Here is a 15,806-nt window from a genome sequence, read left to right on the forward strand (position 1 = left end):
TGGTGATTAAATTTACAGCTATTCATCGTCTTCATCCCTTTGAGCGATTTTTGATAGTTTCTCCAGGTAATATCCCCTAAAACTGTCTTATTTAGTCAACGTAAGAGGATTACAATCATGATGAAAACTATCACCAAACAACCGATCCTGTTTACTGATGTACCGGTTGCAGATTTAAGAAACTCAATGAAGCACGATTTAAATCAAAATCTTATCGAAAGGCTATGGAACAAAATTCGTGATTTTTTTCTGGACAGTGATAAACAAAAAGCATTTAAATCGATTCATAAATACATCAATACATTGTCAGTTCTAAATTATAATTCAGCGTTAACTCCAGATCCCAATTTTAATATAGATGCATCGTCAGATTTAGACTCATATTTAAACCTGAAATTTGATAACCTCTCGCCCAAACAAAAGCAGACCACGCTTTGTTGCTTTTGGAATAAAATTGCATCCTCATTGCCAGAGCCATACAACAGCACCATCAAACATAACATTATTTTTTATAAAGTCGGAGAAAATCTGATGATACGTGGAACTATCTCTATTGTTAACGAGGTAGTAAAGACTTATTCACTCCCAATAGAAAAGGATGACAATGGATATTACGATTTCAGCGGTCTATATCTAGCACACAGCAATATTTCCGGTAAAGATCCCAATAAAGATGCCGATATAGATTTCGGTATAGATCTGGGAAACTGTAACTGCTCAAATGTCAACTTCGAACATACTTATTTTGATAGCGTCAAGTTTACAAATACGAATTGTACAAATGCGAATTTTAACAGTTGTAGATTTATCAAATGCGATCTAACAAATATGAATTGCACTGGCGCAATTCTTGATAATGCGGTGATATATGGTAAAGAAAAAGAACCTGAGATGCAATATCCAGAAGCAGATCAAATAATACAAAGGATAACTTATCAGAAATCACATGGGAATGAAACGAAAGGGATGATTCTAACTAACTGCTCCTGTGTTAAAACCACTTTCAATTGGGCAGATTTATCAGAAAGTGATTGCCAAAATGTGGACTTTAGCGAGGCTAATCTTTCAAACACTATTCTTCCTGACATCGTCAGGATGAAAGGCACGAAACTTTACCGTACCGACCTTTTTAATCCGATATTAAAAGCAGAAGCAGAATCAACAGAAGAAAAAGATATTAGCCCATTAGCAAAAATTATTCTTGACTATATTGAATCAGATAAAAACCCTGAGTCATTAAAATTTGATGAAAAATCAACAACCACTAAAATAATACAAGATATCGATAATTTTATTTTCTATAATCAGCATTTAAAGAGCATATTCAATCAAGCAATGAATCTTGAAGGAAAAATAAGCAGAAAAAAATACAATGAGATTTTTAACTATAAACAAGAACAAGCCAGGCAATATTTCATCGGCCAGTATAAAATAACAAAAAATGATTATTTAAAGAAAATACCTTTAACTGCACAATTAATTGCAAAATACAAAATGGATGATCAATTGGACCAACTTTTGGTTACCCGTGAAATTCAAGATGAAATAAAACCAAAGATTCAAGACAAAATAGATGAACTTTCTAAAAATTTATTCAACACTATAAACCAAACCATTAAGGATAACTTTGATGATATTTTTCGGCAACAGTCAGAGAATATGAGCAATTATTATGAGTTCGTCGACTGACGATATTTGAGTGTACGTGAATTATGAGTGACAAAGATACACCTTAAAATATCGCCGTATAATATATTCGGTGATGTCGGGTTTTACTTTAACAGAGTGCCCCAAAATTGGGGCACTGTTCATTTATAAATCAAACCGGGTGGTCTGGAATCGCCTACACCTCCCGGTCAATGGCATTAAAGAATACCCAGCGGCCAGTGATGACCGATAAAGTACAGGATGCCTGCGGAAATTACCCCGGCGACAATATCGTCGATCATGATCCCCATGCCGCCATGTACATTGCGGTCAAACCAGCGGATCGGCCACGGTTTCCACATATCCAGGATACGGAAAATCACAAACCCGGCGGCGACCCACTGCCAGTCATTGGTCGGCAGCGCCATGAGCGTGATCCACATACCAATAAATTCGTCCCAGACAATGCTGCCGTGATCGTGCACGCCCATGTCTTTCGCCGTTTGATGACAAAGATAGACGCCGATACAGATCCCCAGCATCACCACCAGCGAATAGAGCTGCCAGGGCAAAAAGGTCATCAGATACCAGAACGGAATCGCCGCCAGCGATCCCATCGTGCCAGGAACGATTGGGCTTAATCCACTTCCGAATCCGACAGCAAGCAGATGCCACGGATTACTCATCTTCAGGCGACTTTTCGCGACATCTTTATGGCGTGGCAAAATGGTCATATCCTTTCCAGTCGAACGTGACAGGTTCGCCGTCACGAATAAAACAAAGCCCTTCGATATCGGCGGTCATTTGCCCGATACAGGTAAACGGTACGCCCAGATGACCGAGAGCCACATCCAGCGCGCCACGGTTCAGTTCCGGCACCGTGAAACACAACTCGTAATCTTCACCGCCAGAGAGCGCCCAGCGCAGCGCCTGTTCCGGCTCAACATGGCGAGAAAGCGCATCAGAAAACGGCAGCAATCCCAGGTCAATACGTGCGCCACAGTCGCTGGCTTTCACGATATGCCCGAGATCGGAAATCAGACCGTCAGAGAGATCGATAGCTGAATTTGCCAGATCGCGCAGTGCCTGTCCCTGTAAAATACGCGGCGACGGACGGAGATGACGTTTGATCAAGTAGTCCGCATCTTTAGCATCGGCAACCTGCAAACGGTTTTGCAAAATCGCCAGCCCGGCGGCGCTATCGCCCGGTGTACCGGTCACATAGATCCAGTCACCAGGTTTCGCCCCAGCGCGCGTTAAGGCTCGTCCCATCGGAACAAAGCCGTGGATACCCAGCGTCATTGATAATGGCCCACGCGTGGTATCGCCGCCAATGAGTTGCATATCGTAATAATTGAGAAGATCAAACAAACTGTCGCTGAAGGACTCAAGCCACGCTTCGTCGACGTCCGGTAAGGTTAATGCCAGCGTCAGCCAGGCTGGATCGGCCCCCATCGCTGCCAGATCGCTTAGGTTCACCGCCAGTGCTTTATACGCCAGATCAGCAGGATCGATATCAGGGAGGAAGTGGTTGCCCGCCACCAGCGTATCAGTGCTGATCGCCAGGGTCTGTTTCTCGGGGATATTGAGAAGTGCGCAATCGTCGCCAATGCCCAGTTCGACATCAAGACGAGAACTTCTTACACGGTCAAAATAACGGGCAATCAGGGAGAACTCGCCACATGCCATACGTTATGCCTCAGCAGGTAAAAAAGAAAAGGCCGGCGATCGCGGAACGGTCTTCCGTGAATCTACCGGCCTGGATATCACTTTTTGTTAGGGCGAATCACAGGTGCTGCTTTATCGAGTACGCCGTTGACGAACTTATGGCTGTCTTCTGCGCCGAACGATTTCGCCAGTTCGATCGCTTCGTTAATGGCCACTTTGTATGGCACATCGCTACGTTTAGACAGTTCGTACAGCGCAATGCGCAGTACTGCTTTTTCTACCTGGCCCAGTTCTTCCAGCAGGCGGGACAGGTATGGCTTCATCAGTCCGTCGAGGTATGCGGTGTTAGTCGCCACCCCGGCCAGCAGCTCACGGAAGTACAGGACGTCAACGTCTTTTACATCCTGTTCAGCCAGGAACTGGTATTCAACATCAGCGATGTCGTTCTGGGACAACTGCCAGGAGTAGAGCGCCTGGACGGCACACTCACGAGCGCGGCGACGAGCAGCAGGTTTCACGGATTTCCCCTTACTAATTTCAGGCCTTGATGGCTTTCAATACATTAATCATTTCAAGCGCGGTCAGTGCAGCTTCTGCACCTTTGTTGCCAGCTTTGGTGCCAGCACGTTCGATCGCTTGTTCAATGCTTTCAGTGGTCAGAACACCAAAAGCAACCGGAATTTCGCTGTCCTGGGCAACATGCGCCAGGCCGTTGCTTGCACCACCAGCGACATATTCAAAGTGGGCAGTGCCACCACGAATAACCGTACCCAGCGCAATCACCGCGTCGTATTTACCGGTTTTAGCCAGTGCACCCGCCGCCAGCGGCAGCTCATAGGCACCAGGCACCCAAACAACGGTAATGTTTTCATCTTTTACCTGACCGATACGTTTCAGTGCGTCAATTGCACCTTCCAGCAGGCTGTCATTGATAAAGTTGTTGAAACGCGCGATGGTGATGGCGACGCGAGCGTCCGGGGTAGCAACGTTAGCTTCAATAATGTTCATTTTCTTCCTTCGGGTTCGAGTATGGCCCCGCAGGGGGGCGGATTTTAGCATAATATTTCGTGCGCTGCTTCCCTTTCGAGCCGGGAGATCATGCACCCACTAAATGCAGGCAAACATCCGGGCCTACATGACGTATCTCTTTGAATTTAAATTGGGGGGCATCGGCTAATTTCTCAAGCCCTGGCAGCGAGCATAATCCACGGGCGTCGTTGCCTAATAGTTTAGGTGCGATATAGACAATCAGCTCATCAACTAAACCAGCCTGTAGCAATGCGCCAGCGAGCGTTGGCCCCGCTTCCACCCAGATGCTGTTAATTTGCTGTTTACCCAGTTGCATCATCAGTACAACCAGATCCAGATGACCTTTATGCTCTGGAATCAGCAAGGTACGCACCGTTTCCGGCCACTCACGAGAATCTTCCTGCGTACGCGCGAACCAGGTTTCGCCGGGCTGCTGCACAATGCGATGTTCCGGCGTCACGCGATTTTGGCTATCAATCACAATACGTACCGGCTGGCGGAGATTGTGTTGCGGGTAGAGCCTCTGAGTTTGTTCATCCAGTTCAGACCAACGCACCGTTAAGGCTGGATCATCCGCCAGCACCGTGGCGCTGCTGGTTAAAATGGCATGACTTTGTGCGCGCTGTCGTTGTACGTCGCGCCGCGCCTGGGGCGAAGTGATCCACTGGCTTTCGCCGCTCGCCATCGCTGTGCGACCATCAAGCGATGCGCCAAGTTTTAATTGAATATAAGGAAAGCCGGTGCGCATCCGTTTGAGAAAGCCTTTATTCAATTGCTCGGCTTCACTCATCATCAGCCCGTGGCTGACGTCAATGCCAGCCTGTTGCAGACGGTAAAGTCCACGTCCAGCGACCTGCGGATTGGGGTCTTGCATTGCAGCAACCACGCGCGCCACGCCCGCATCAATTAACGCATCACAACACGGTGGCGTACGACCATGATGGCTACAGGGTTCGAGTGTGACATACGCCGTTGCGCCTTTGGCTTTTTCGCCGGCCATGCGCAACGCGTGTACCTCGGCATGCGGTTCACCCGCTCGTTGATGGTAACCTTCACCGACAATTTCGCCATCTTTGACAATGACGCACCCGACATTCGGGTTGGGATGCGTGGTAAAACGTCCTCGTTGCGCCAGCTTTAGCGCCCGCGCCATGTAATACTCGTCCTGCACGGCTTAGTCCTCCAGGCGCGCTATCTCTTCGCCAAATTCTTTGATATCTTCGAAACTGCGGTAGACAGAGGCAAAACGGATATAGGCGACTTTATCGAGCTTTTTCAATTGCTCCATCACCAGATTGCCAATCATCTTGCTCGGCACTTCGCGCTCACCGGTGGCGCGCAGCTGCGATTTTATATGATTGATTGCCATTTCGACGTCATCGGAACTCACCGGACGCTTTTCCAGCGCCCGCAGCATTCCGCTACGCAATTTCTCTTCATTAAACGGTTCACGCACGTCGTTGCTTTTTACAACGCGCGGCATAACCAGCTCCGCCACTTCAAAGGTGGTGAAACGTTCATTACACACCAGACACTGCCGACGGCGGCGTACGGATGAACCCTCGCCCACGAGACGAGAGTCAATTACCTTAGTGTCCACGGCGAAACAGAATGGGCAATGCATACGGCGTCCTGACCAGGTGGTTAACAGAAATCTATTTTACCCTGAACTGACGATACAACAAAGGCGCAACGCTTTTGAGATAAAGGATCGATGCTTTCGCTGCTTTTACCCTCTACCATTAGGCTAATTGCGACGAGAAAGGGACGACCTATGAATACTAACGTTTTTCGACTGCTCCTGCTGGGAAGCCTGTTCAGCCTTAGCGCCTGTGTGCAGCAAAGCGAAGTGCGACAGATGAAACACAGCGTCAGCACGCTGAACCAGGAGATGACGCAACTCATTGACATCCTCCACGCCCTGAAGGACGTGGATCCCTGCTACGTTCAGGCTGTCGCCTGAATCATTTCGGTGGGTTCCTGCTTCAACGGGCGGCCTGACTGCACCATCCCTCCACAGGCAAGAACGGCGTGCCCCGCCGCTAAAATGTTACGAGCGCCATTTACATCGGCGTTCGCTGTATATCCACATACCTGGCATCTGAATTTACTTTGTGACAGGCGATTTTCTTTCGCTGTATGACCACAGCACGTGCAACGCTGGCTTGTGTACGCTGGCGAAACAGCAAGCACCTGACCGCCACGCCAGAGCTGCTTGTACTCAAGCTGGCGGCGCATTTCATACCAGCCCTGATCCAGTATCGAACGGTTTAAACCTGATTTTGCCCGGACATTGCGCCCCGGCTGGCTGACCGTACCCGCTGCTGACTTTGACATGTTGCTGACCTTCAAATCCTCAATGACTATCATTGCGTGTTTTTTGCTGACGGTCGTTGTGACTTTGTGAAGGTAGTCCCTGCGGATATTTGCGATACGGGAATGCAGTCGCTGTATTTTGCGTTTCTGCTTCTGCCAGTTGTTGCTGAATTTGACCTTGCGGCTTAACTGTCGCTGAAGTCTCGCCAGCTTCTTCTGGTTTTTCTGAAAACTGTTTACAGGCTCAAAGACTGTGCCATCTGACAGCGTGGCGAGTTTAGCCACGCCAGCATCCAGCCCGACCATTGATGCTGAAGGGTGAACCGGAGTTGATACTTCACTTTCTGTCTGAATACTGATGTACCACTTACCGCTGGACTGGCTGACCGTGACATTTTTCACAACTCCCGTGACCTGACGGCTATTCCGGTAGCGCATCCAGCCAAGTTTCGGCAGAAAAATACGGCTGTTTTCCTGATCGAGCTTAACGCCCTGCGGGTAGCGGAATGCATCATTCTGTCCCCGCTTTTTGAATCGGGGAAAAGCAGCCCGCTTCCGGAAGAAGTTTTTGTAAGCCCGCTCAAGGTCTTTCAGTGACTGTTGCAATGGCTGTGAGGGCGAATCTTTAAGCCATTGCGTTTCAGTGGCGTTTTTCCACTCAACCAGCCAGGAAGCCATTTTCCCGTAAGGGATGTATTTATTACCGGCCTCATGATTCTCATTCTGAAGCGCCAGAGCACGATTGAAAACGAAACGACATGCGCCTGCGAAGCGCCTCATTTCACGCTCCTGTTGACCACCTGGTCTTAACTGGAATTTAAATGCCTGTAGTCGTTTCACAGGCCAAATGATACTTTGGTCTGTGAAAAAAGAAACCGATATCCGGCGTGGAAGGCATTGTGTTTTCCTGATGCATGTTCACCTGGTCTTTGTCACCAAATACCGACGTCAGATTTTTGACCATGACGCGACAGAAAAACTACGCACTTACTTTTCAAATGCATGTGCTGATTTTGAAGCTGAACTGGTTGAAATGGATGGCGAACCAGATCACGTCCATTTGTTAATTACCTATCCTCCCAAACTGGCGATATCCAGTCTGGTAAACAGCCTCAAAGGCGTATCGGGTAGGTTACTGCGACGAGATCGACCAGATATTGCAGTCAGGTATTACTACAAAGGCGTTTTGTGGAGTCCTGGCTATTTTGCCAGTAGCTGCGGAGGTGCGCCAATATCCGTCATCCGCCAATACATTGAACAACAGCAAACACCTGGTCAGGTGGAAAACCGCGCCTTATATCCCCGCCCTGAAGGACGGGGTTTTACGGCGCACCGGATAAAGAAACAGTCAAAATCACTCAGCAAAACAGGCTGAATGCAAAATCCAGCAGTGGGGTTTACCTTCTGCCTGGAGCGAAAACACCAGCAAGACTGGAAAGCCAGATCGGTACTTTACGTATGTCGCTGGTGAATATTACGCCTGATACAGATGGCACCACCCTGACGCTACGTATTCAGGGCGAGTCGAATGATCCCTTGCCCGCATTCAGCGGAACTGTTGAATATGGGCAAATTCAGGGAACAATAGACAACTTTCAGGAAATCAATGTGCAGAATCAATTGATTAACGCCCCTGCCAGCGTCCTCGCCCCCAGCGATGTTGATATTCCGTTACAGTTAAAGGGTATTTCTGTGGATCAGTTAGGCTTTGTACGTATCCACGACATTCAACCTGTTATGCAGTAAACGTATCGCAGGGCGTTTTGTGCGTCCCGCAACATCTTTCCCCATCATTTTGTTACTCTGCTTACATCACCCAGATTGATAGTAAAAGTTTGCAACAAGGGTGAAAGTCAGTACAATCCCCGCCCGAATGTGTGTAAACGTGAACGCAATCGATTACGTAAATGATAGAACTGTGAAACGAAACATATTTTTGTGAGCAATGATTTTTATAATAGGCTCCTCTGTATACGAAATATTTAGAAACGCAATTTGCGCCTTTTTCACTCCCGCAAGGGATTTTCAAACAGTGGCATACATATGAAAAAAACATTACTGGCAGCCGGTGCGGTACTGGCGCTCTCTTCGTCTTTTACTGTCAACGCAGCTGAAAACGACAAACCGCAGTATCTTTCCGACTGGTGGCACCAGAGCGTTAACGTTGTCGGAAGCTATCACACCCGTTTCGGACCGCAGATCCGCAACGATACCTACCTTGAGTACGAAGCATTCGCTAAAAAAGACTGGTTCGACTTCTATGGTTATGCGGATGCGCCGGTATTCTTCGGCGGTAACTCCGATGCAAAAGGTATCTGGAACCACGGTTCTCCGCTGTTTATGGAAATCGAACCACGTTTCTCCATCGACAAGCTGACCAATACTGACCTTAGCTTTGGTCCGTTCAAAGAGTGGTACTTCGCGAACAACTACATTTACGACATGGGTCGTAATAAAGATGGTCGCCAGAGCACCTGGTACATGGGTCTGGGTACCGATATCGATACTGGCCTGCCGATGAGCCTGTCCATGAACGTCTATGCGAAATACCAGTGGCAGAACTATGGCGCAGCGAATGAAAACGAGTGGGACGGTTACCGTTTCAAAATTAAATACTTTGTGCCGATTACCGATCTGTGGGGCGGTCAGCTGAGCTACATCGGCTTTACCAACTTCGACTGGGGTTCCGATTTAGGGGATGACAGCGGTAATGCAATCAACGGTATTAAGACCCGTACCAATAACTCCATCGCTTCCAGCCATATTCTGGCTCTGAACTACGATCACTGGCACTACTCTGTCGTAGCTCGTTACTGGCACGACGGTGGTCAGTGGAACGACGATGCAGAACTGAACTTCGGCAACGGCAACTTCAACGTTCGCTCTACCGGCTGGGGTGGTTACCTGGTAGTAGGTTACAACTTCTAATTGTGAGAATGCCGGATTCCATATCCGGCATTTTTTATCACTTCTTCTTATTCATCATCGCTTTTAAATCAGCGAATGGGTTGTACTTCGCTTCACCAACATCTTTCTGCGCATCTTCCCCTGCGATAACGGTCGTACCATACTGATCTGCTTCGGTATATTTTGAATGCTCGTGATCGTGGCAATAAAGACACAATAACTCCCAGTTACTGCCGTCTTCCGGGTTATTGGTATGGTCGTGATCAATGTGGTGAACGGTAAGTTCACGCAGGTTGGAATAAACAAACTCGCGAGAACAGCGACCGCAGACCCACGGATAGATTTTTAATGCTTTTTCGCGATAGCCGCTTTCTAACCGCGCATAGTTTTTAGGGATGATAGCCATGAAAAGTTACCTGGATGAAATGTAGGGTTACGCGCAGTTTCCCAAGATGCGGGGATTTTCGCAATCTCCATACATCAAAAAAAATCCCGATCTTCTGACCGGGATTTTCAACATCAACGGGAACTTGATTACGGCAGAATTGACGGCTGATCCGCCCCTTCTTTTTCCACTTTCTGTTGCAGCATATGCTCACGCTTCATACCCAATTTCAGGGCCAGCGCCGATGCCACATAGATGGAAGATGCAGTACCGATGGAAACACCAATCAGCATGGTCAGCGAGAAGCCTTCCAGTACCGGACCACCGAAGAGGTACAGCATCAGGATAACCATCAAGGTAGTACCGGATGTGATCAAGGTACGGTGCAGCGTCTGGGTCAAGGACACGTTAAAGATTTCGTAAGGCGTACCGCGACGGATCTTGCGGAAGTTTTCACGAATTCGGTCCGATACCACGATACTGTCGTTAAGCGAGTAACCGATAACCGACATCAACGATGCCACAATGGTCAGGTCAATCTCGATATGGAATAACGACAAAATACCCAGCGTAATGATAACGTCGTGCGCCAGCGCAATAACCACCCCTGCCGCCAGTCGCCACTCAAAGCGGAAACCTACGTACACGAGGATAGACAGCAGCGCTGCCATCAACGCCATCGCACCGGTTTGCGCAAGGTCTGCCCCCACGCTCGGACCGACGAACTCAATACGCTTCACTGCTGCATTCTGATTGGTGGATTCGTTAATCACCTTCAGAACCTGGCTGCCCAGCACCTGACCGCCGGTTTCGCCTTCAGCAGGCGGCATACGGACCATGATGTCGTGGCTGCTACCAAAGTTTTGCAGCATCGGCTCTTCAAAACCGGCTTTTTGCAATGCATCACGCATTACGTCAATTTCAGCCGGTTTTTCGAGCGTAATTTCAATAACCGTACCACCGGTGAAATCCAATCCCCAGTTAAAGCCACGCACGCCCATAATAACGATAGCGGCGATTAAAAGCAGACCAGAGATGCCAAAAGCCCAGTAGTCCCAGCGCATAAAGTCATAGACTTTACGGCCGTGGTTTAGTTGTTCAACAGTATATTCCTGTGCCACATCGCACTCCTCAGATTGACAGCTTCTTGACGCGCTTGCCGCCATATAGCAGGTTTACGATGGCACGCGTACCGACAATCGCGGTAAACATCGACGTCGCCACACCGATACCGGTAGTAATCGCGAACCCTTTAATTGCCCCGGTACCCACTGCGTACAGGATGATGACTTTAATCAGCGTGGTGATGTTCGCATCGAAGATAGAACTGAATGCGCCACGATAACCTTCATCAATTGCCTGTTGAACAGTACGTCCGTTGCTCAACTCTTCTTTAATACGTTCGTTGATAAGTACGTTCGCATCGACCGCTACCGCAAGGGTTAAGACGATACCCGCGATACCTGGCATACTCAGCGTTGCGCCTGGCAACAGCGACATAATGCCGACGATCAAGATCAAGTTGGCAATCAGAGCACTGGTCGCAATCAGACCAAACTTCTTATAGAAGATGATCATGAACAGAATAGAAACCAGCAGACCGGCAAGGCAAGCCTCCAGCCCCTGCTCAATGTTCTGCATACCCAGGGTCGGGCCAATGGTACGTTCTTCAACAATCTGAATCGGCGCGATCAACGCACCGGCACGCAGCAGCAGTGACAGCTGACGGGCTTCGTTCGGGTTGTTGATGCCGGTGATACGGAAGCTGTTACCCAGACGAGACTGGATGTTGGCGATGTTAATCACCTCTTCCTGTTTCACCAGAACCGCACGACCGTTTGCATCTTTCTTACCGCTGTCTTTGTACTCCACAAACAGGGTCGCCATCGGTTTGCCGATGTTGTCCTTGGTGAAGTTAGACATAATGTTGCCACCTGCGCTGTCGAGCGAGATGTTAACCTGCGGCTGGTTGTATTCGTCCTGGCTGGAAGTTGAGTCGGTGATATGGTCACCGGTCAGAATTACGCGTTTGTACAGCACAACTGGCTGACCTTCGCGGGTCTGTTTCACTTCAGAGTCGCCCGGTACGCGGCCGGAAGCCGCTGCGGCCTGATCAACGTTAGTGTTTACCAGACGGAATTCCAGCGTTGCCGTCGCACCCAGAATCTCTTTCGCACGCGCGGTGTCCTGAATACCTGGCAGTTCAACAACGATACGGTCAGCACCCTGACGCTGAACCACCGGCTCCGCCACACCAAGTTGGTTTACACGGTTACGCAGGATATTAATGTTCTGCTGCACCGCATATTCACGCGCTTCACTAAGGCGAGCATCGCTCATTACCGCACGCAGCTGGTTGCTGCCCTGGCTACTAATCACCAGGTCCGGATGACGCTTGCTCAAATACGCAATGGCTTCATCACGAGCTTTAGCATCGCGGAAAGTGATGCTCAGGCCGTAGTTGTTTTCTTTACGAACGGTGGTATACGGGATGCCTTTTTCGCGCAGGTCGCTGCGCAGGCTATCGATATTTTGTTCCTGGAGTTTGCCAAGCGCGGTGTCCATATCCACTTCCATCAGGAAGTGAACGCCGCCACGCAGGTCAAGGCCGAGCTTCATCGGCTCAGCGTGAATAGCTGCCAGCCAGCGCGGCGTTGCCGGGGCAAGGTTAAGCGCCACGACGTATTTGTCACCCATAACGCCCATTAATGCTTCACGAGCGCGCAGCTGGGTGTCAGTGGAGTCGAAGCGCGCAAGAATAGCGCCCTCTTCCAGTGCCACAGACTTAGCAGTTATTTTTTCTTCTTGTAACGTTTTCTGGACCTGGATCAGCGTTTGCTCACTGGCGGCGACTCCGCGCGCACCAGTGATCTGAACAGCCGGATCCTCACCAAACAGGTTGGGAAGCGCATACAGCAGACCGATGACAATCACCACGATCAGCATGACGTACTTCCACAAAGGATAACGGTTTAACACGGCAATTCCCTTAGGGAAAAATTTTAATTACAGCGCCTTCATGGTGCCTTTCGGCAGGACGGCAGCTACGAAGTCACGTTTAATAACTACTTCAGTGGTGTCATTCAGCGCGATAGCAATGTAGCCGTTTTCCGCTACTTTGGTTACGCGACCAACCAGGCCACCGTTCGTCAGAACTTCATCACCTTTGGCAATGGAGTCCATCAGCTTTTTGTGTTCTTTGGTGCGCTTCTGCTGTGGACGCAGGATCATGAAATAGAAAATCAGACCGAATACCACCAGCATCAAAATCAAAGACATTGGGCTACCTTGCGCCGGTGCACCCGTTGCCGCTACCGCATCAGAAATAAAAAAGCTCATTAAATTTCCCTCATTATTAATATTAATCAACGTTCAAAGGTGGTACTTCTCGCCCCTGACGCTGGTAAAAATCAGTTACGAAGCTCTCTAATTTACCCTCTTCAATAGCCTTGCGTAAACCCGCCATCAAACGCTGGTAGTAACGAAGGTTATGAATGGTGTTGAGTCGCGCGCCTAATATTTCGTTGCAACGGTCGAGATGATGCAAGTAAGCGCGTGAATAATTGCGACAGGTGTAGCAATCACACTCAGGATCGAGTGGGCCAGTATCGCTCTTATACTTCGCATTGCGGATTTTCACCACGCCATCGGTCACGAACAAATGACCATTTCGGGCGTTGCGGGTTGGCATTACGCAGTCAAACATATCGATACCGCGACGCACGCCTTCAACCAGGTCTTCTGGTTTACCAACGCCCATCAGGTAACGCGGTTTGTCTGCCGGAATTTGCGGGCATACATGCTCCAGAATGCGGTGCATATCTGCTTTCGGCTCACCCACAGCCAGACCGCCGACAGCGTAGCCATCAAAACCGATATCTACCAGACCTTTAACAGAAATATCACGTAAATCTTCGTAAACGCTGCCCTGAATGATACCAAACAGCGCATTTTTGTTTCCGAGACTGTCAAAACGCTCACGGCTACGCTTCGCCCAACGCAGAGACATCTCCATGGAGCGTTTTGCGTAATCCCAGTCAGCAGGATACGGCGTACACTCATCAAAGATCATGACGATATCCGAACCAAGATCGTACTGAATCTCCATCGACTTTTCCGGGTCGAGGAAAATCGGGTCGCCGTTGATCGGGTTACGGAAGTGAACGCCCTGTTCGGTGATTTTACGAATATCACCAAGGCTGAAGACCTGGAAGCCGCCGGAGTCGGTAAGGATTGGTCCTTTCCACTGCATAAAATCGTGCAGATCGCCGTGCAGTTTCATGATTTCCTGGCCCGGGCGCAGCCACAGGTGGAAGGTGTTGCCGAGGATAATTTGCGCGCCAGTGGCTTCAACTTCTTCCGGCGTCATCCCTTTTACGGTGCCGTAGGTGCCAACAGGCATAAAACAAGGCGTTTCCACTACGCCACGATCAAAGACCAGGCGGCCACGGCGTGCGCGACCGTCGGTGGTGTCCAGTTCAAATTTCATTTTTTCTCCACTACGTCAGAAAAACAGTCCAACGTTTTAAACCAGCGCCGCGGAATTACTCCCCGACGCGCTCATTAATTGCCTGCGGATTGTACGTGATAAACATCGCATCACCGTAACTAAAAAAGCGATATTTCTCTTCTACCGCTGCTTTATAGGCGTTCATGGTGTGTTGATAACCGGCAAAGGCCGAAACCAACATAATCAGCGTCGACTCTGGCAAGTGGAAGTTCGTCACCAGCGCATCGACCACTTTGTACTGAAAGCCCGGATAGATAAAGATTTGGGTGTCGTCAAAGAACGGTTCGATGAGATCGTTTTTCGCCGCCTGAGCCGCGCTTTCCAGTGAACGTACCGAGGTGGTGCCAACCGCAATCACCCGGTTACCGCGCGCTTTCGCCGCCAGTACCGCGTCTACCACATCCTGCGGCACTTCAGCGTATTCCGAGTGCATGATGTGATCTTCAATGGTGTCGACGCGCACCGGCTGGAAAGTACCCGCACCAACGTGCAACGTCACAAACGCCATCTCCACGCCTTTGGCGCGCAATTTTTCCAGCAAAGGCTCGTCAAAATGCAGACCAGCGGTCGGGGCCGCAACCGCGCCCGGTTTTTCGCTATAAACGGTTTGATAAAGTTCGCGGTCAGCGTCTTCGTCCGGACGGTCGATATACGGCGGCAGCGGCATATGGCCGATGCTGTTGAGGATATCCAGTACCGAACGATCATCATTAAATTCGACTTCAAACAGTGCGCCGTGGCGCGCGGTCATTGTTGCGTTGATACTTTCGTCATCGCCCAGCAGCAGTTCTGCGCCAGGTTTTGGCGCTTTCGAGGCGCGAATATGCGCAAGAATGCGTTTGTCGTCGAGCATCCGCTCAACCAGCACTTCAATCTTGCCGCCGCTGGCTTTACGCCCAAACAGGCGCGCCGGGATCACGCGGGTATTATTAAAAACCAGAAGATCGCCGGGGTTGAGCTTATCGAGTAAATCGGTGAAAGTACCGTGCGTCAGCGCGCCCGTCGGCCCGTCCAGCGACAGTAAACGACAGCTACTGCGTTCAGGCATGGGATAGTGGGCAATCAGGGATTCGGGCAATTCAAAGGAGAAATCGGTAACGCGCATGACACTGACTCAGACTAAAATAAGAGGCGGGTAGTCTAGTGCCGGGGCGCTCTCCCTGCAACCTTTACCCTCCTTGATGGATGACATAATCTATACACAAAATCATTCAAGATGCATCGAGATGGCAACTGAATGAGTCCCCAGGAGCTTACATTAAGTAAGTGACTTGGGTGAGTGACAAATCTGTCCGGAACAGATTTGAACACCGTGTAACGGTGGCCCGTAAGGGCGAGGCTCAT

General features: G+C 49.5%; 15 protein-coding genes and 3 pseudogenes. 5 read left to right on the forward strand and 13 right to left on the reverse strand.

The window, feature by feature from the left end; translation table 11 throughout:
• Positions 1 to 117 precede the first annotated feature (117 nt).
• Complete coding sequence (locus ACK8NJ_RS17660; RefSeq protein ID WP_411961838.1) at positions 118 to 1,689, forward strand: pentapeptide repeat-containing protein; 1,572 nt, start codon at positions 118 to 120, stop codon at positions 1,687 to 1,689.
• Positions 1,690 to 1,865: 176 nt separating this feature from the next.
• On the opposite strand, the gene pgpA is transcribed toward ACK8NJ_RS17660, so the two are convergent.
• The 6 genes from pgpA to nrdR form a co-directional block, all read right to left on the reverse strand.
• The gene (pgpA, locus tag ACK8NJ_RS17665) at positions 1,866 to 2,381 is read right to left on the reverse strand and encodes a phosphatidylglycerophosphatase A (protein ID WP_000154043.1); all 516 of its coding nucleotides are present in this window, start codon (positions 2,379 to 2,381) and stop codon (positions 1,866 to 1,868) included.
• Entirely contained in the window at positions 2,359 to 3,336 is a 978-nt protein-coding gene (thiL, locus tag ACK8NJ_RS17670; protein ID WP_001558704.1) for a thiamine-phosphate kinase, read from the reverse strand. The genes pgpA and thiL overlap by 23 nt, the downstream gene beginning before the upstream one ends.
• 77 nt (positions 3,337 to 3,413) lie before the next feature.
• Entirely contained in the window at positions 3,414 to 3,833 is a 420-nt protein-coding gene (gene nusB / locus ACK8NJ_RS17675) for a transcription antitermination factor NusB (protein ID WP_000801125.1), read from the reverse strand.
• Positions 3,834 to 3,852: 19 nt separating this feature from the next.
• Positions 3,853 to 4,323: a 6,7-dimethyl-8-ribityllumazine synthase gene (ribE, locus tag ACK8NJ_RS17680; protein ID WP_001021161.1), complete on the reverse strand. Its 471-nt coding sequence runs from the start codon at positions 4,321 to 4,323 to the stop codon at positions 3,853 to 3,855.
• Between the two features lie 88 nt (positions 4,324 to 4,411).
• Positions 4,412 to 5,515, reverse strand: a complete 1,104-nt coding sequence (gene ribD, locus ACK8NJ_RS17685; protein WP_411961839.1) for a bifunctional diaminohydroxyphosphoribosylaminopyrimidine deaminase/5-amino-6-(5-phosphoribosylamino)uracil reductase RibD — start codon at positions 5,513 to 5,515, stop codon at positions 4,412 to 4,414.
• A 3-nt stretch (positions 5,516 to 5,518) separates the two neighbouring features.
• The gene (nrdR, locus tag ACK8NJ_RS17690) at positions 5,519 to 5,968 is read right to left on the reverse strand and encodes a transcriptional regulator NrdR (RefSeq protein ID WP_000543535.1); all 450 of its coding nucleotides are present in this window, start codon (positions 5,966 to 5,968) and stop codon (positions 5,519 to 5,521) included.
• A gap of 150 nt (positions 5,969 to 6,118) precedes the next feature.
• On the opposite strand from nrdR, the pseudogene ACK8NJ_RS17695 reads away from it, so the two are divergent.
• Positions 6,119 to 6,247, forward strand: a pseudogene (locus ACK8NJ_RS17695) (DUF3251 domain-containing protein); the annotation flags it as partial.
• A 44-nt stretch (positions 6,248 to 6,291) separates the two neighbouring features.
• Here the strand turns inward: ACK8NJ_RS17695 and ACK8NJ_RS17700 are convergent.
• Complete coding sequence (locus ACK8NJ_RS17700; protein WP_411961840.1) at positions 6,292 to 7,500, reverse strand: RNA-guided endonuclease InsQ/TnpB family protein; 1,209 nt, start codon at positions 7,498 to 7,500, stop codon at positions 6,292 to 6,294.
• Between the two features lie 7 nt (positions 7,501 to 7,507).
• Between ACK8NJ_RS17700 and tnpA the strand changes: the two are divergent.
• The 3 genes and pseudogenes from tnpA to tsx all read left to right on the forward strand — a co-directional run.
• Positions 7,508 to 7,933: pseudogene (gene tnpA, locus ACK8NJ_RS17705) on the forward strand (IS200/IS605 family transposase); the annotation flags it as partial.
• Positions 7,934 to 7,995: 62 nt separating this feature from the next.
• Positions 7,996 to 8,406, forward strand: a pseudogene (locus ACK8NJ_RS17710) (DUF3251 domain-containing protein); the annotation flags it as partial.
• Positions 8,407 to 8,703: 297 nt separating this feature from the next.
• Entirely contained in the window at positions 8,704 to 9,588 is an 885-nt protein-coding gene (gene tsx / locus ACK8NJ_RS17715; RefSeq protein WP_001295328.1) for a nucleoside-specific channel-forming protein Tsx, read from the forward strand.
• 37 nt (positions 9,589 to 9,625) lie between these two features.
• On the opposite strand, the gene yajD is transcribed toward tsx, so the two are convergent.
• The 6 genes from yajD to queA all read right to left on the reverse strand — a co-directional run bounded on the left by yajD (position 9,626) and on the right by queA (position 15,567).
• Positions 9,626 to 9,973: an HNH nuclease YajD gene (gene yajD, locus ACK8NJ_RS17720; RefSeq protein ID WP_000974813.1), complete on the reverse strand. Its 348-nt coding sequence runs from the start codon at positions 9,971 to 9,973 to the stop codon at positions 9,626 to 9,628.
• Between the two features lie 128 nt (positions 9,974 to 10,101).
• Positions 10,102 to 11,073: a protein translocase subunit SecF gene (secF, locus tag ACK8NJ_RS17725; protein WP_000046637.1), complete on the reverse strand. Its 972-nt coding sequence runs from the start codon at positions 11,071 to 11,073 to the stop codon at positions 10,102 to 10,104.
• A 10-nt stretch (positions 11,074 to 11,083) separates the two neighbouring features.
• Positions 11,084 to 12,931: a protein translocase subunit SecD gene (secD, locus tag ACK8NJ_RS17730; protein ID WP_000934822.1), complete on the reverse strand. Its 1,848-nt coding sequence runs from the start codon at positions 12,929 to 12,931 to the stop codon at positions 11,084 to 11,086.
• Positions 12,932 to 12,958: 27 nt separating this feature from the next.
• The gene (gene yajC / locus ACK8NJ_RS17735; RefSeq protein ID WP_000007629.1) at positions 12,959 to 13,291 is read right to left on the reverse strand and encodes a preprotein translocase subunit YajC; all 333 of its coding nucleotides are present in this window, start codon (positions 13,289 to 13,291) and stop codon (positions 12,959 to 12,961) included.
• A gap of 22 nt (positions 13,292 to 13,313) precedes the next feature.
• Entirely contained in the window at positions 13,314 to 14,441 is a 1,128-nt protein-coding gene (tgt, locus tag ACK8NJ_RS17740) for a tRNA guanosine(34) transglycosylase Tgt (RefSeq protein WP_000667319.1), read from the reverse strand.
• Between the two features lie 55 nt (positions 14,442 to 14,496).
• Positions 14,497 to 15,567, reverse strand: coding sequence for a tRNA preQ1(34) S-adenosylmethionine ribosyltransferase-isomerase QueA (gene queA, locus ACK8NJ_RS17745; protein ID WP_001266492.1), 1,071 nt, complete (start codon positions 15,565 to 15,567; stop codon positions 14,497 to 14,499).
• Between the last annotated feature and the right edge of the window lie 239 nt (positions 15,568 to 15,806).

This window comes from Escherichia sp. F1, assembly GCF_046764225.1.
Taxonomy (GTDB): domain Bacteria; phylum Pseudomonadota; class Gammaproteobacteria; order Enterobacterales; family Enterobacteriaceae; genus Escherichia; species Escherichia coli.

Coding starts and splice junctions, on each gene's coding strand:
- yajC (WP_000007629.1), bottom strand. CDS start 13,291: ATGAGCTTTTTTATTTCTGATGCGGTAGCGGCAACGGGTGCACCGGCG.
- tsx (WP_001295328.1), top strand. CDS start 8,704: ATGAAAAAAACATTACTGGCAGCCGGTGCGGTACTGGCGCTCTCTTCG.
- pgpA (WP_000154043.1), bottom strand. CDS start 2,381: ATGACCATTTTGCCACGCCATAAAGATGTCGCGAAAAGTCGCCTGAAG.
- nrdR (WP_000543535.1), bottom strand. CDS start 5,968: ATGCATTGCCCATTCTGTTTCGCCGTGGACACTAAGGTAATTGACTCT.
- yajD (WP_000974813.1), bottom strand. CDS start 9,973: ATGGCTATCATCCCTAAAAACTATGCGCGGTTAGAAAGCGGCTATCGC.
- ACK8NJ_RS17660 (WP_411961838.1), top strand. CDS start 118: ATGATGAAAACTATCACCAAACAACCGATCCTGTTTACTGATGTACCG.
- thiL (WP_001558704.1), bottom strand. CDS start 3,336: ATGGCATGTGGCGAGTTCTCCCTGATTGCCCGTTATTTTGACCGTGTA.
- queA (WP_001266492.1), bottom strand. CDS start 15,567: ATGCGCGTTACCGATTTCTCCTTTGAATTGCCCGAATCCCTGATTGCC.
- tgt (WP_000667319.1), bottom strand. CDS start 14,441: ATGAAATTTGAACTGGACACCACCGACGGTCGCGCACGCCGTGGCCGC.
- ribE (WP_001021161.1), bottom strand. CDS start 4,323: ATGAACATTATTGAAGCTAACGTTGCTACCCCGGACGCTCGCGTCGCC.